General features: G+C 62.4%; 17 protein-coding genes. 5 read left to right on the forward strand and 12 right to left on the reverse strand.

The window, feature by feature from the left end:
• Positions 1-36: 36 nt before the first annotated feature.
• The 5 genes from ShzoTeo12_RS14400 to ShzoTeo12_RS14420 all read right to left on the reverse strand — a co-directional run bounded on the left by ShzoTeo12_RS14400 (position 37) and on the right by ShzoTeo12_RS14420 (position 4,566).
• Positions 37-234 (reverse strand): hypothetical protein, encoded by a 198-nt coding sequence (locus tag ShzoTeo12_RS14400; protein ID WP_003497264.1) that lies wholly within the window; start codon positions 232-234, stop codon positions 37-39.
• On the reverse strand, positions 231-896 hold the full coding sequence (locus tag ShzoTeo12_RS14405) for a hypothetical protein (protein WP_024897973.1): 666 nt from the start codon (positions 894-896) through the stop codon (positions 231-233). Before ShzoTeo12_RS14405 ends, ShzoTeo12_RS14400 begins: the two co-directional genes overlap by 4 nt.
• A 97-nt stretch (positions 897-993) precedes the next feature.
• The gene (locus ShzoTeo12_RS14410; protein WP_024897972.1) at positions 994-3,162 is read right to left on the reverse strand and encodes a ParB/RepB/Spo0J family partition protein; all 2,169 of its coding nucleotides are present in this window, start codon (positions 3,160-3,162) and stop codon (positions 994-996) included.
• Positions 3,163-3,271: 109 nt separating this feature from the next.
• Positions 3,272-3,613: a hypothetical protein gene (locus ShzoTeo12_RS14415; protein WP_003497267.1), complete on the reverse strand. Its 342-nt coding sequence runs from the start codon at positions 3,611-3,613 to the stop codon at positions 3,272-3,274.
• Complete coding sequence (locus ShzoTeo12_RS14420) at positions 3,610-4,566, reverse strand: ArdC family protein (protein ID WP_003497268.1); 957 nt, start codon at positions 4,564-4,566, stop codon at positions 3,610-3,612. Before ShzoTeo12_RS14420 ends, ShzoTeo12_RS14415 begins: the two co-directional genes overlap by 4 nt.
• Before the next feature lie 276 nt (positions 4,567-4,842).
• Here ShzoTeo12_RS14420 and ShzoTeo12_RS14425 point away from each other — a divergent pair, with 276 nt between their 5' ends.
• The 3 genes from ShzoTeo12_RS14425 to ShzoTeo12_RS14435 all read left to right on the forward strand — a co-directional run bounded on the left by ShzoTeo12_RS14425 (position 4,843) and on the right by ShzoTeo12_RS14435 (position 7,099).
• Complete coding sequence (locus tag ShzoTeo12_RS14425; protein ID WP_003497270.1) at positions 4,843-5,442, forward strand: SOS response-associated peptidase; 600 nt, start codon at positions 4,843-4,845, stop codon at positions 5,440-5,442.
• A 170-nt stretch (positions 5,443-5,612) separates the two neighbouring features.
• A complete protein-coding gene (locus ShzoTeo12_RS14430) occupies positions 5,613-6,575 on the forward strand; it encodes a hypothetical protein (protein ID WP_003497272.1) in 963 nt (320 codons plus the stop codon).
• On the forward strand, positions 6,572-7,099 hold the full coding sequence (locus ShzoTeo12_RS14435; protein WP_003497274.1) for a hypothetical protein: 528 nt from the start codon (positions 6,572-6,574) through the stop codon (positions 7,097-7,099). Before ShzoTeo12_RS14430 ends, ShzoTeo12_RS14435 begins: the two co-directional genes overlap by 4 nt.
• Positions 7,100-7,181: 82 nt before the next feature.
• On the opposite strand, the gene ShzoTeo12_RS14440 is transcribed toward ShzoTeo12_RS14435, so the two are convergent.
• The 7 genes from ShzoTeo12_RS14440 to ShzoTeo12_RS14470 all read right to left on the reverse strand — a co-directional run bounded on the left by ShzoTeo12_RS14440 (position 7,182) and on the right by ShzoTeo12_RS14470 (position 12,366).
• Positions 7,182-8,393 carry an AAA family ATPase gene (locus ShzoTeo12_RS14440; protein ID WP_003497275.1) on the reverse strand — a complete coding sequence of 404 codons (1,212 nt, stop codon included), beginning with the start codon at positions 8,391-8,393 and terminating at the stop codon, positions 7,182-7,184.
• A 205-nt stretch (positions 8,394-8,598) separates the two neighbouring features.
• Positions 8,599-10,344 (reverse strand): DUF2326 domain-containing protein, encoded by a 1,746-nt coding sequence (locus ShzoTeo12_RS14445; RefSeq protein WP_003497277.1) that lies wholly within the window; start codon positions 10,342-10,344, stop codon positions 8,599-8,601.
• Positions 10,341-10,568 carry an ABC-three component system middle component 6 gene (locus ShzoTeo12_RS14450; protein WP_003497278.1) on the reverse strand — a complete coding sequence of 76 codons (228 nt, stop codon included), beginning with the start codon at positions 10,566-10,568 and terminating at the stop codon, positions 10,341-10,343. The genes ShzoTeo12_RS14445 and ShzoTeo12_RS14450 overlap by 4 nt, the downstream gene beginning before the upstream one ends.
• A complete protein-coding gene (locus tag ShzoTeo12_RS14455) occupies positions 10,565-11,308 on the reverse strand; it encodes an HNH endonuclease (protein ID WP_003497280.1) in 744 nt (247 codons plus the stop codon). The genes ShzoTeo12_RS14450 and ShzoTeo12_RS14455 overlap by 4 nt, the downstream gene beginning before the upstream one ends.
• Positions 11,298-11,681 carry an XRE family transcriptional regulator gene (locus ShzoTeo12_RS14460; protein WP_003497282.1) on the reverse strand — a complete coding sequence of 128 codons (384 nt, stop codon included), beginning with the start codon at positions 11,679-11,681 and terminating at the stop codon, positions 11,298-11,300. The genes ShzoTeo12_RS14455 and ShzoTeo12_RS14460 overlap by 11 nt, the downstream gene beginning before the upstream one ends.
• Position 11,682: 1 nt before the next feature.
• A complete protein-coding gene (locus ShzoTeo12_RS14465; RefSeq protein ID WP_003497284.1) occupies positions 11,683-12,051 on the reverse strand; it encodes a type II toxin-antitoxin system RelE/ParE family toxin in 369 nt (122 codons plus the stop codon).
• A gap of 12 nt (positions 12,052-12,063) precedes the next feature.
• Positions 12,064-12,366, reverse strand: a complete 303-nt coding sequence (locus ShzoTeo12_RS14470; RefSeq protein ID WP_024896899.1) for a helix-turn-helix domain-containing protein — start codon at positions 12,364-12,366, stop codon at positions 12,064-12,066.
• Between the two features lie 245 nt (positions 12,367-12,611).
• On the opposite strand from ShzoTeo12_RS14470, the gene ShzoTeo12_RS14475 reads away from it, so the two are divergent.
• Both ShzoTeo12_RS14475 and ShzoTeo12_RS14480 read left to right on the forward strand, forming a co-directional pair.
• Positions 12,612-13,205 carry a DUF6088 family protein gene (locus ShzoTeo12_RS14475; protein WP_003497286.1) on the forward strand — a complete coding sequence of 198 codons (594 nt, stop codon included), beginning with the start codon at positions 12,612-12,614 and terminating at the stop codon, positions 13,203-13,205.
• Positions 13,198-14,214, forward strand: a complete 1,017-nt coding sequence (locus tag ShzoTeo12_RS14480) for a nucleotidyl transferase AbiEii/AbiGii toxin family protein (protein WP_003497288.1) — start codon at positions 13,198-13,200, stop codon at positions 14,212-14,214. The genes ShzoTeo12_RS14475 and ShzoTeo12_RS14480 overlap by 8 nt, the downstream gene beginning before the upstream one ends.
• Positions 14,215-14,224: the final 10 nt, after the last annotated feature.

Below are 14,224 nucleotides of genomic sequence, written 5' to 3' on the forward strand. Positions count from 1 at the left end.
CGACGGCCGGTCTGGTTGACGGGATGGTGGGAAGGCTCAGTGCCAGGTCTGCCACGCGCCGCTTTGGGCCGCGGCGTGGCAGCGCAGCATCTCGCGGTAGAACTTGCGGCGCAGAAGGCGTTTGCAGCGGTCCCGGCGGACCCAGGCGGGAAGCATTCGCGCCGCCGCCCGCAGGACCGCCCGGTCGGTGTCGATCACCGTGATGCCGAGATCGGCATAGATCGAGTGCATCATGGCCGGCCTCCCTTGGTGTTGCGCCACAATGCCGGTCCGAGGGCGGTGAGCACCGCGCGGATCTCGGCCGTGCCGGTCCGGTCGTCGGGAGCGGTCGATCTGACGACAGCCAGGCATGCCGAGCTGATCTCGCAGTCGGTCACGGCGTCGGGCGACAGGCCGCCGAAGTCCGGATCGGTTGCGAGGATCGTCGCGATGCGATCGCGAACTCGATCTTCCTCAAGCCATGCCAGGACATGGCGACGTCCGGGAAGATCGGCGGCAGGGTCGGGATCGCGCGCGCCGGCGATGATCGCCTCGCCGCGTGCGACCTCCCAGGAGGCGCGCGAGATCCAGTCCCTCTCCGTGGCGGTATTCGCGCAAACGTCTGCGACCAGCATCTTCAGCAGGCCGAGAACGATCTCGAACTGCGCGATCTTCCGGGCGTCCGTCTCCGCGAACTGCGAGGGAACGGCAATGGATGACCGTGCGAGGGGCGCATCCGGTCCGGGCCAGATGCCGGTGACGTAGGTCTCGCCGGCCGACTCGTAGGCGATCGCATCGCCATCCCGATCGTCGTCCTCGATGGCGAGCCGGCAAGCCAGCTCGGGCGTGTCGGCCTCGTATGTCCGCGTCCGGTAGGCCGGGAGCCGGTAAGCGGTCTCGATGGTGAACATCGGCATGATGTGCTCCTGAAACGAAAACGGCCCGGCGAGCGCCGGGCCTGGAGGTGGAAGGGGGAAGATGCGGGGCGACCGCGGCCGCCCCGCGGATGTGGGACTATTCGGCGGCGACGAGCACCGCCGGATCTTCGCCGGTGCCGGCTTCGGGGGCCTCGTCGTCGCCGGCGAGGAAGTCGGGAAGCGCCACGTCGGGCTCGTCCTCTTCGGCTGCACCCTCGATCGCGGGCTCTTCGCTGGCGAGACGCAGCGGTTCCGGGAGCCAGCCGGTATTCGCCAGCCGCTCCTCCGCCTCGGACGCCATCCACATCTTGTCCTTCTTCTGGTTGTCGAGGAGATTGGCGGTGCTCTCGCCGACGGCCTCGGCGATGGCTTCGAGGATGCGCTGCTTGGTCACGCGACCGAAGTAGTTCGCGACGGTCGGCCGGAATCCGGCCTCCGCCATGTCGAGGCCGGTCACGCGGGCCAGGCGGTCGGCTTCCGCCATGCGCGCCTGGAGCTGCCTTTCGGAGATGCCGGTGGCGCTCATGGGATTGGGCCGCTCGTAGAGCGCGTTGATCCCGAGAGACATGCAATGCGCCAGCAGCGCCATGCGGTTCTCGTCGTCGAGCGCAACGAGCCAGTCCCAGAGCGCATCGTCGTCGGTCGGCACCTTGGCCTTCCATGCGGCGTGGCGCTTGTCCACGGCCTTCGCATAGGGCGTGGTCTTCAGGTCGGTTCCCTGATTGCCGCAAAAGACCTCGTGAACCGAGACCTGGACGGTCGCGCCATGGGTGGATCGCCTGAAGGCGTCGCGGGCGAGCTTGTGCAGCAGCGCCGTCATGGCGACATGGGGATTGCTGCCGACCGCGTTGCGCAGCGCGATGGTACGATGCGCCGACAGCTCGATCACCAGCTTTTCGGGGAGCGGCCGGATGACGTCCACGTCCTCCTCTGGCTCGACCGGCCGGCCGTTGACGGCGATGACGGTGCGCGGTCCCTCGGGCGAGAGATCGTCATCGTCCTCGCCGTCGATACCGGCATCCGGCTCGACGCCTTCGGTGTCGACGGTCTCGACCGGCTCGTCCTCGGGGCGCACCCAGCCGCGATTGACGACAAGCTCGCCGTCCTCGTCGACGGTGACGAAAGCGCCGGCGATGGCGATCTCGACCGGATCATAGACGGTCGGGCGGCGCTCGAAGGCTTCGAGCTGCCTTTCGATCTCGCCTAGGCGCCGGTCGATGTCCTCGGGCAGCTCCTGATCGGCCGGGTACTTGGCCTCAAGCCGCTCCTGCTGGCTGCGCAGCTTCTCGCGTTCGCGCCGCTCCTTCTTGGACAGTTCCGCCGGCGTGCCGACGACGCCGCGCAGGCCGTGGTCATAGCCGTAGGGAAGTTCGAGGTCTGCTTCGACCCACTTCCAGCCTTCGGCGGCCACAGCATCCGCGGCCGCCTTCAGCTTCTCCCCGACCAGCCGGTCGAGAAGCGGCACGTCTTCCAGCCATCCCTCCTCGTCATCGTCGAAGAGATAGCGCGGCAGGAGAGACCCGCTCGCCGCCAGATAGGCGTCGAGGCCGACGAAGCGCGCACGCTTGTCGGATGCGGGAACCTCGGTCTCGGTGAGCATTTCCCGGATCTGCCAGGGCTCCTTGTTGTGGGACTGCCGGACGGCATCCCAAACCTGCTCCTGGCGTTCGTGATCGGGATGGGCGGTGAACGCCTCCAGCGTCCGGAGCGTCATGCCGTTCGCGGCATAGACCTCGTGCAGCTTGGGCGAGACCTTGGCGAGCACCAGGCGCTGCTCGACATAGCGCGTCGTCGTGAAGTAGGCGCTGGCGACCTCCTCGTGGGTCATGCCGCCATCCACCATCCGCTTGAAGGCGCGGAACTGGTCGAGCGGATGCAGCCCGACGCGGAAGGTGTTCTCGGCCAGCGAGTCGTCGACGGCCGAGGTCTTGGCATTGGCCTTCTTGACGAGGCAGGGGACCAGGCCGTCCTCGGGGAAGCGACCCTTTGCCACCAGGCGGGCGATGACGCGGTAGCGGCGACCGCCGGCCGGGGTCTCGAAATCGCCGGTCTCGTTGCCGTCGGCGTCGAGAACGGCGCGGACATTGATGCCGAGGATCAGGTCCTCGCGGCGCTCGACATCGAACTCAAGCTCATCGAGGCCCGCATCGGCGTCGACTTCGCGAACATTGTCGTTCGACAGATGGATGCGGTTGAAGGGAATGTCGCGCGACCGCGAGAACTCGATCATCGCGAGGGCGGGCTTCTTCTTGGCAGCTCGGGCCATGGTGGGGTACTCCGTGACGGGCGCCGAGAGCCTCTCTCTCCGCTATCAACCCGTCACGAAATCCCCATCCCCTCTCTCACTCTCTGGAACGCCGATGCGGGCGCCTGCCTCACCGGGCGGGGAGCGACGGCCGCGGCGCGTCCACCCCGTATTTCCGCCGCAGCGTGTCGATCGCCGCCTCCTGCCGGACGATCCTGCGACGAAGCCGGTCGAGATCGGGACCGGACGCCTTGAGCAGATCGTCGAGGATGCGGCGGTATTCCGCCTCGTCCGCGCCGGTCCAGCGGCTCATCGCACGATGGTAGTGCCGCGCTTTCGGCCGCCGGCGGATCGCCTCGGCTTCGGCCCGGCGGCATACCGCGCGCTCGGCCAGCGCGAGATTGTCCCGGCTTCGGGCGAGGCCGGCTTCCATGCGCACGAGAGCGGCGTGAAGTCGCGCGCGGTCAATCACGCCGCCCGCCTGTCAGGCTCGGCCTCCACCGGGCGCAGCCCGTCATCGGGGGCGAAGGACAATATCCAGTCGGCCGCCTTGCTGGCCTGGCTGGCGGCGCGGACCACGGCGCGGGAATCCTCGCGCAGCACGTCGAGCCAGGAGCCGATATAGTCGGCATGGCGCACGGTCGGGACGATGCCGAGCGACGCGCAGCAGAATGCGGCGCTCATCTCGGCGATCAGTTCCTCGAAGGCATATTTCTTCGTGCCGAAGGAGGAGGAGAAATCGCGGTTCAGCCGGCTGCGATGGCCGCTGGCGTGACCCAGCTCGTGCAGGGCCGTCCGGTGCCAGTTGATCGGCTCGAAATAGGCTTGCGGCGGCGGCACGACCACATAGTCGTCGGCCGGTACATAGAATGCCCTGTCGCCGCCGATGCGGAAGTCGACGCCCGTCGCCCTGATCAGCGCCTCGACCCTCGGCTCGATCAGGCCGGGGGGCGGCGGCGGAACCGCGACGGTGATGTCGTCGGGCAGCCGTTCGCATTGCGCTGCATTGAAGACGGTGAAGCGCTTGAGGAAGGGGATGGCCTGGGCTTCCTCGCCGGTCTCGCGCGCCCGGCGCTTCTCGTCCTCTGGGACGAAGCGGTCGGCATAGACGACGGTGGTGCCCTGCTCGCCCTTGCGGACATTGCCGCCGAGCGCGGCGGCCTGCCTGTAGGTGAGCCAGCCCTGACCGGGAAAACCGTGCTGCACGACGGCGCCCCAGAGGATCAGGATGTTGATGCCGCTGTAGCTGCGGCCGGTGGCGGCGTTCCTCGGCAGGCCGAGCGGCGCTTTCGCCGACGCCGTGCCCCAGGGCTGGACCCAGGGGAAGCGGCCGACCTCGAGCTCGGCGATGATCTTGCCGGTGATCTCGTCATAGAGGTTCGTCCGGTCCGAGCCGGCGCGAGGGGTGCGGTCACGTCTGGACATCGCGGTTCTCCGCGACGGGCGCCGGGAGCCTCTCTCCCAGCCCTCAACCCGTCACGGCAAACCCCGTCCGCACTCTCACTCTCGGGGGGCGTTGCGGGGTCTCCCCGCAGAAGGGGGTGTGTCGGCAACGAAGTGCCGACCAGGGGGAAGGCTTTCCCCCGCAAGACCGTAAAACCGTGGAAGCGTATAAATGCAAAAGCATAGATACGGACCGCCGGAAATCGCGAAGGACCGCCAGCCTCGAAATCGCTCCGGTCCCGCCCTATCTTGCCATCCATGTGCAACGCCTATGAACAGCATGTGAAATGGGTCGAGTATTGCAGGATGATGCAGGCGCTGGAGCTTGGGATTCCGACGCAACAAAGCGACCTTGACCTTCCCGAACATGACGACATCCGCATCAACCAGATGGGTCCGGTGATGCGGGCGACGGCGAACGACCGCGAGGTCGAGCTGGAGCGGATGAATTTCGGATTGCCGTCGAACCGGCCCGAGGGCGGCCCGGTGTTCAACTTCCGCTCGGAAGGGCGCGATTTCTCCAACACCCATCGCTGCCTCGTCCCGGCCTCGGCCTTCTTCGAGTTCACCGGCACGAAATATCCGAAGACCAAGCACCGCTTTACGCTGAACGGAGCGCCCTTCCTTGCCGTCGCCGGCATCTGGCGCGAGGCGCAGGGCAATCACCCGGCCTCCTTCGCCATGCTGACGACCGATCCCGGTCCCGACGTGAAGCCGATCCACGACCGGCAGATCGTGGTGCTGCGGCCGGAAGATTGGGCGGCCTGGCTATGGCTGACGAAACCGGAGGCCGAGTTATTACGGCCGCTGGAGCAAGTCTCCCTCTCGGTCGAGACGGTGCGGAAGGGTGCCGACTAGCCCCATCGCCGCTTCCATCCGCCACTATGACAGCGGCATCCGACGACGAAAGCGGCCGTCAGCTTCTCCAACATGCGATAGTGCGCTCGACCGCTTCCCGGCCGAGGTGACGCCTTTCCTTGAAGAGTCTAGGGTAGATTTGTGGAAGTTTCGGAGCTGTTGGCGGGGGCATGGCGGATATATTTGAGAATGCGGTAACTTCGATTGTGCTCGGTATCGAAGATTTCCGAGAGGGTTCCGACGCGCGCATGTTGAGTGCGGCGCGCAACTACTATGCGGGCGTGCTGTTACTGGGCAAGGAATGCCTCGTCCGTGCCGCCCCTGACGCCGATCCGATGGAGATCATCGGCGCGAAATTCGAACCCGTCCCCGATGGTGACGGCGGCGTTGACCATGAGGTTGTCGGCTATGCGACGGTAGATCTCGCCCAGCTCAAGAGCCGATTCAAGAAATTCGGCTTGTCCTGGCCTGACGTGAACATCGAAAAGCTGCAACGATTCCGAAACAATCTTGAGCATTATCACCTGGCCGAACCCGTTGGAGCGCTGAAGGAGGCGATCGCCGCCTCATTTCCGATGGTTATCGACTTCCTGGAGACGCTGAAAGAAGATCCGCAAGACGTCTTGGCGGACGTCTGGGATACAATCCTTGAAGAGACGAATGCCTTCAATAAGGTCCAGAAGAGCTGCATGGACAGCCTTCTGCGCCTGAATTGGCCCGGTGAGATCGGGCAACTGGATCGTATGTCTTGCACCAATTGTGGCTCGTCTCTTATCGGTCAGACCGACCGCGACAATATCGAGAGCGAAGCGGCCGATGCCAAATGCTTCCAGTGTGGCCATGAGTACGATCAGCGGCAGCTTGCTGAGATGGTCGTGTCGGCGAGCTACGAGATCGACGCCTATTATGCCGCCAAGAACGGTGACTCGTCACCGATCGCGACATGCCCCGAATGCAGCGCCGACGCCTATGTCGAGAATGGAGAAATGAGCATTTGCTTTGCATGTAAGGAAACGATCGGTGGCGAGTGCAGTCGATGCAGTGCCGACATCACGGTCCATGAGTACAATCCAGACTATCCCGGTTTGTGCAGCTACTGCGCTCACACCTGGGAAAAGGTTATGCGAGAGTGACGAAGGATATTGTCATCCGCACCGCCGTCGAGACGGATAATTTGATGGAGATGGTGCGAGCCTCTGCCGCACGGGCTCAACAATGGATGGCGTCGCAATCGGGGGACCCGCTGGACCTGTTGCGCCGGATGAAGTTCGATCCAATTGGCTTCCATCCCCTCGAGGATCGGCCGTTAAATCTGATCGAGCAAATCAATCAGACTTGGACCTTCGCCGTCGCCATCGCGGCTGCCCGCCAATTGTTGAACCTACATCCAGACGTGAGCGGGTTTCGGCTCGCCCCTGGCGCGCACGCATCGCTTGAACTCGACATCATGAGTGAGGAAGCCGGCTATGTCGGCGCCGAGACCTTTGCGGCTGTCAATCCACGCAACAACGGCAAGCTGGCAGCCGATCTTGTTAAGCTCGCATCTCGCATGGAGCGATATAAGTACGTATTCTTCATGTCACCCTTGTTCCCCGGCAACGAACGCCGACCGCAGTTCGAACGCAATGGGATAGAGGTCTGGTCTGTCGATTTCTGACCAGGACGAAAGGGTTGTCCGACAGGGTGGTCGTCGGTGGTTGCAGCAGACTGAGAGAGGCGATGAACCCAAACTTCTTGGGTCACGCACGCGGTGATGCGACTACTGTCCCTTTCTCTCCTGGTCGTCCGTCCACCATGTAGATCTGCCAGCCGAGCATCTCGACGTCGCTGGGTAGTTCCCAAGATGTCAAGACAGTTTGGTATAGGCACTCGGGACTGCCGAAGAAGTCCAAATAGGGCTGGATAGCACCCCAATCCATTCCAAGCGACTTAAGCTCGACCAATAGCAGCGTCGGCCCGAATTGGGTTCCTTCACGGGCTAGCGCCATCGCGAGTTCAAGTAGAACGCGCCCCCTTTCGCCACCCGATAATTGCTCGAACCTCATCACTCGACCATTGGTCAGATGACTTTCCAACACGTAGACAGGTGCGTCAAGATCATCTCTCTGAAGCTCGTCCTCGTCGTCTTCCTGCTGCGTCCGCTGGACAAATTCCACTTTCTTTACGAAATCACCGGATACGCGAGTGCCCAAGCTGCGCAACGCGAACTCATCAATCTGGAGCAAGTCCATGATTCGACGAAGATCGCACACAATGCGGTTGTCACCGCGTCCGCTTAGATAAACCGCGCTTGATCGGGCGTGGTTTCGGCTAACCGTTTTTCCATCAAGGTCTAGAGTGAGGATGCCTTCTGTTTGAACGGAGAGCCGATGTTCGGCGGGGGCGTCGAATATGATATCGTAGTGGACGTTGTTGTTTGCGAGCCAACGCCGGATATTGTCACTCGCCTCAAGTATGCTCACCCACTCGCAAATAGCGGATTTGCCACTGCCATTAGGCCCGATTAGAAATGTGGTCTTGGCGAAATCGATCTGCGTGCCGGGCGTGAAGAGCGGTGAACGCTCAAGCCTTAGAGTTCGCACGAATCCGAAAGCTGCCTGATTTCCGCTATGTTCAAACGATGTGCGGTATTCGTGGAGCGCTTTCCAGCTCTGCAACACATTGACGGGAAAGCGCACGCCGCTTTTCTTGTCGATCAGGTTCTCGTGCGCTCCGCACATCCAAATACCATTGGATGCGTGTTTTAGTTGCGCAGGCTTTAGCCCGCCCTGCCCACGGGGGCCACGAAGAGAGGCGGCGTGAATATGGCTGGCGAAGCCGGTGTCCTCGTACTGGTCAGGTGCGACCGCTGGCCCGAGGGTCAACTTCTGGCAGCCCGGATAGGAACAACGATAGCCTGCCCTGGAAGCGATGACATGGCGCGTCGTTGATGTAAAACCGTGCCGCGTCACGTAGATCGTACTCCGATTTGCGAGGCCCTAAGATACACAACTGAATAGACCAAATTACCTTCATTCACTTAAAATCGCGCGTTTTCACGCGAATTTCTCCGATATGCCCATATCCGTCCGTGAGCGTGCGCCCCCGGAATGGGCGCGGTGGCAACCGAAGCGTTCCGAAAATGAAGAGCCAGACCCGACCATGTGCGCCCCCCAATCAGTACCGGAATCCGAGCAGACTACCGCTCGCGTCGGTATCCGTCAGACGCAGCCGAACGAGCGCTTCATAGTCGAAGCCCGGCGAAAAGTCGCTGACCGGGACCATGTCGGTGTTGAGGGTGCAGATATATTGAAAGTCGTATTTTGCGGCCATCGCTGCCGCTAGTTCGAGCGCGTGGGCTCGCTGACGGGGATCAACGCCGTCGAAGATCGTGCTGTCGTGAATCAGGAAGTCGATCCCGAGACCGCGCTGCCGCGCGAATGAGATCAGCATGAGATCGTAGCAGAAGATTTTCATCTTGCTGATACCCTCGCTCGGGCTACCGGCAATCTCTACGTCGAACTTGTAGCCCGTATCATCGATGTCGATGACTAGGCGACCGGGCGATTTGTAGAGACTCTCGGAGAATTCAGAGAACAGGCTGAGCGCCTGTGACCAGAGTGCGCGCCGTTCTTCATAATCGAGTGCTGTCGCTCGCTTCAACTCCACGGTCTCGACCTTGATCGTGTCCGCCTTCGTGGTCATCTGGCGAAGCTGGGTGATCCTGTTGGTCAGTTCATCGACCTTCAGCCGGGTGGCGGCATGCAGCTCCTGTAGCTGCGTCAGTTCCTCCAGCGCGCCCTGTCCGGCAAGCGCGCTAAGGTAGCCGGCACGGCGATCCGTGAGAGTCGCTATGTTCGTCTCGCGCTCGCTGACAGCAGCCTCAAGCGCGGCAATCTCGCTGGCGATGAACTCGCGGCGGTTGGCGATAATCTGCGCATTGAAAGCCCGCGCATCCTCCAGCGTCTTCTTGACGGCGCCAGGCAGGGCGATGCCCGCCTCACCGTAGAGAGCTTCCAGCCGGTCTTCGGTCGGGACATCTTCGCTGACCAGCGAGTCGCGGTAGCGATCGAGCCGGCGCTTATCCACGATATTGGCGTTGACCAAGCCGTGGATTTCGCCGGTCAGGACGTTCGCCTGGCCCTCGATCTCACGGTACTGGGGAAGCACGCGGAAGCTTGAGAGAGCATCGCGCTCGCGTTCGAGCTGTGTCGACAGGCGAAGGCGTTCGGCTTCGAGTTCACCGAGGGACGCCAGTTCGCCGTCGACCGCTCCGGTCTTGATCGCCTGTTTGAGCGCATCGAGTGCGTTCTTTTGATCCTTGAGCTGCTGCCAGGTCGCAGCTTTCTCCCAGTTCAATCCGAGAAGGAATGCGTTGTGGACCTGGATATCCCAGGTCTTCTGATTATCGAAATACTTGAAGGGGATGTTGTACGCGGCTGTCTGGTTACGCACGAAATAGGAAAGCAGCGACCGCGCCGAGGGCTTGTAGCCCGACTCGGCAGACAACTCGCTGATGCCGAACAGCGCCCAGGCGAGGACCGCTCGCCATTTCTTCGCGTCGAGACCGGGCACGCCTTCCTTGTTAGGGGTCGGGCGGACAGGCCAGTCGTCGGTCGCGCCTTCGATCGCGAAGAAACCGGGCGTGTCGGTGGCTCGCGTTACCGCGACGTCGCGGCCGGACAGGGAAAGCTCCAGCGTGAATGCCCAACCCTGCAAAGCCTCGATGCGAAGTCCCTTTCCGGGTGAGGTATTGCTTGCGAGACAGAAGTCGATGATCTCGATGAGCGTCGATTTGCCAAGTGCGTTCGTCGTGTCCTTGTCGCCGGCCGAGGTGGATCGGTCGGCCAGTATGAGATTGACTCCTGGCTGAAGCAGAGCGGCGTGGAAGCCTTTGTGATTGGCGCGAACAGCTCGGATCATGAGGCGGTCCTGACGATGAGGCCGTCTCGAATGTCGATGGCGCCGATGAGATAGAGGAGATTCGAGGCCAGCACGAACCGCTCGAAAGTTCCGACGTTCGGCTCCGTGCGCAGACGCTCCCAAAGGCCCGAGACGGTCATGGGCATGCTGAGGTGGGCAAGCAGCGTCGCGCCGACACCGATCAGCGCCTCGTTCTGCGGGATATGTTTGGTCGGAAGAATCATTTCTCAAACACGTCGCAGATTTCGAAAAGATAGATCAGCACCGCGATACCAGCAGTCTTGTCCGCCTGCCGACGCAACCCGCGTTGGGCAAAGGCGCACATCAGCTCGAACAGCTCGTCGCCCTTATGGCCCTCCTTCCGACGCGCGTAATATTCCTCAAGGAAGCCGGCTTTCAGGCGTTCGGGAAAGTCCGGATCGAGCTGCGCTTCGGCCTCGACATAGTCGCCAACGGTAGCTCGCGAGGTCAGACCGGCAGCAATGATATGCCGAGATCCGTTCGATAGAGCGTTCTTCTTGATCTTCTCGTCGGGCGCGGTGAGATCGAACGATCCATTGCCTACAGGAGCTTGGCTGGCGACCCACGACACAGCGTTCTGCAATTCGGGAAAGGCAACGTCCGCAAAAGCCGCCTCCATCGCCTGGCGAACCTGCTCTTCGTGGCTTTCCTTCAGTTGCTGCAACGTCGCGGTGGGCCAATCAGCCTCGACCTTGTCGATGATCGTATGGTGGTCGGTGCAGAGATAGATAAGGTTGCGGACGTTATCGCGCTCCGCATCGGTCATGGAGGCGTCGTAGCGCGCGGCGGTCGGCTTTTCACCCCGAATATGTGCCGCCTCGCCGACATAGGTGTCGTCTCCCACCTGGGCGTCGTAGGTGAGATGCTTGCCGCATTTCGGAAAGGCGCAGACGCCGCCGCTTCGAAACGCCAGGATGATTCTCGTCGGATAACTAGCGCCCACGCCGACCGCCCATCTGCGCGCGCGTGCCAGGACGGCGGGTCGTTATCTGTGGAGGAGCGCTGGCATCGCCGAGCTGGTGAATCCGCAATGCGGGCCGCTGCGGCAGCTTGACCGTCAATTCGAGCTCTCCCCCCACAGCTTCCACATAGCTGCGGAGAGTGGAGAGATACATATCGGTCTGTCGCTCGATCTGAGAAACCGAGGGCTGCTTGATGTTGAGCGCGGATGCGATCTCAGCCTGGGCCTTACCCGCAATCTGCCGCAACTCGCGAAGGCCCTCGACTTCCTGCTTCAAATCCTGATAGCGGGCGTCGATCGCTGCCTGCTCTTCGGCAGGGAGCGCGGCAATGATGTCATTCAGGCTCCGACCCATCTCATTTGCCCTTCTTTGCGGATTTCAGGCTTTCCAGATGCTCGGAAAACCGTAGATCCGCCTTTGCGATCAGCGTTTTGTAGAAGCGCTTCTGACTGACGCCCGATTTGTCACCCGCTACAAGAACGATGGCTTTGCGCTCGGGATCGAAAGCGAAGGCCGCACGCCATTCGCCATCGCTGCCTTCGAAGCGCAGCTCCTTCATATTGGCGTGTTTCGATCCTTTGAGCGTGTCGGCGTGAGGCCGGCTAAGCTGCGGTCCGTAATCGGACAGCAGCTTGGTGGCGGCGATCAACGCGACCCGGACATCACGCTCAAAAGTCAGAACCTCAGCCTCGAAGGCGGAGTGGAATTCGACCTCCCATTCCATATAGGTTAGAACCTATATCCGGTCAATGGGAAGGATGCGGGGCGGTTCTGGCGATACCGTCGTGGTGCGACGGCAGCTCTTAGCCCAAGCGTCCAGATCATCGACTGCATAGCGGACCCATTTGCCGAACTTATGATAGGCGGGGCCTCCTCCTCGCGAGCGGTAGCACTCCAACGTATGTGCTTCGAGGGCGAGGTAGCGCGCCGCCGCCTCAGTGTCGACGAAACGAACTGGTCCCGCCTCGTCGACGAACCTGGCGCGCTTGAGGATGTCCGGCGTTGGCCAGCGGCGATCCGGCTTTGCTCTATCGGACATGACCGGCCTCCATCGCTTCGGTGCGCTTCGAGCCAGGCGGAACCGAGCGGTTTTCGCCGCTGCGGTGACGATAGGGTCTGTAATTGCCGAGACGGGTGGGGGACTAGCGCCCCGACCGCAGATAATTCGAACATCCCTGACTCCGCGCGACAGTCCGGGGAGCGGGCGTAAACATGAGTCATGGCGTTCCCACATAGATTGAAAACTGTCAGAAAACTGCGTATATTTCTGACAGGAGATTTATCATGCAGCGACTGACCGAACAGATTCTGGCGCATACCGAGGGTTTGCCCGAGGGCGCTCCGATCGCCGCGAAAAGCCTGCTCCATCTCGGCAACCGCCCCGCATTGGACCAGGCATTGTCGCGACTGGCAGAACGTGGCCGGCTGATACGGGCCGGGCGCGGCGTTTACCTACGTCCGGTTTCGAGCCGGTTCGGCGTTCGCGCGCCCTCCGTCGATAAAGCCGTTGAAGCCCTTGCGACGCAGCGTGGTGAAATCATCGTGTCGAACGGAGCGGCGGCTGCCAATGCGCTCGGGCTCACGACCCAAGTACCGGTCCGGTCGGTCTATCTGACCTCGGGCCGAAGCCGGACCATGACTCTGGGCCAGCAGACTATTGAGCTGCGCCATGCGCCACGCTGGCAGTTGGCGTTGGCCGATCGCCCTGCCGGGCAGGCCGTGCGCGCACTCGCCTGGCTGGGACCGGAGAAGGCGGAAGCGGCCTTGAAGACGCTGAAACACAAGCTGCCGTCTTCTACGTTCGGCGAGCTTGTCGCGGCCGCGCCGCAACTACCGAGCTGGCTCGCCAGATCGGTCGGCAAGGTCGCTCATGGCTGAAGCCTTCGTCACATTGTCAGCGAACGATCGGCGCGAGGCTCTTGCCGTTGCCGCCGATCGATCCGGCCGCCCGGCCCATCTGCTTGAAAAGGACGTGTGGGTCGTCTGGACTCTCGCAACGCTGTTCGGGTCAAATTTCGGCGAACATCTCGTGTTCAAGGGCGGCACATCACTGTCAAAGGCTTATCACGTCATCCGGCGTTTTTCCGAGGACGTGGATCTCACCTACGACATCCGCGCCATCGCCCCCGACCTGGTGGGCGAAAACGGCGAGGGCCTGCCGAAAAACCGGAGTGAGGAGAAGCGATGGTCGAAGGCAGTCCGCCACCGGCTGCCAGAATGGGTCGACGGAACAGTCCGACCTCTCCTTGCCCGCGCGATCGACGCGCAGTCGTTGCCTGCAACGTTCAGGGCCGAAGGCGACAAGCTGTTCATCGACTATGAGGCGACCTCTTCGGGATCGGGCTATGTGGCTCCGAGCGTGATGCTGGAATTCGGCGCCCGCTCGACCGGGGAGCCGGCCAGCCCGCGCGATGTTGTATGCGACGCGGCCGGATTGGTCGACGGCGTCGAATTCCCAACGGCTCGTCCCCGGGTCATGCATGCCGAGCGAACCTTCTGGGAGAAAGCGACGGCAATGCATGTTTATTGCCTCGAGGGCCGGTTGCGGGGCGATCGGTTCGCCCGTCATTGGCACGATGTCGTCCGACTGGATGATGCGGGGGTCGCCAACGCCGCAATATCGGATCGTGAGCTCGCCGACGCGGTTGCCCGCCACAAAACCATGTTCTTCGGGGCGAAGACGGTTGATGGCGAGGTTATCGACTACGAAGCCGCCGTCGGTGGAAAGCTGCAACTCGTGCCGGACGGAGATGCGCGCGCTGCGCTGGCAACGGACTATGCGCACATGGTCGAGGATGGGTTGCTGCTTGACGACGCGGAACCCTTCGAGGCGCTGATCATGCGATGTGCGGACATCGCCGGGCGAGCCAACCGTGCTGCGAAGTGATGATGGGAGA

This window comes from Shinella zoogloeoides, from assembly GCF_033705735.1.
Taxonomy (GTDB): Bacteria; Pseudomonadota; Alphaproteobacteria; order Rhizobiales; family Rhizobiaceae; genus Shinella; species Shinella zoogloeoides_A.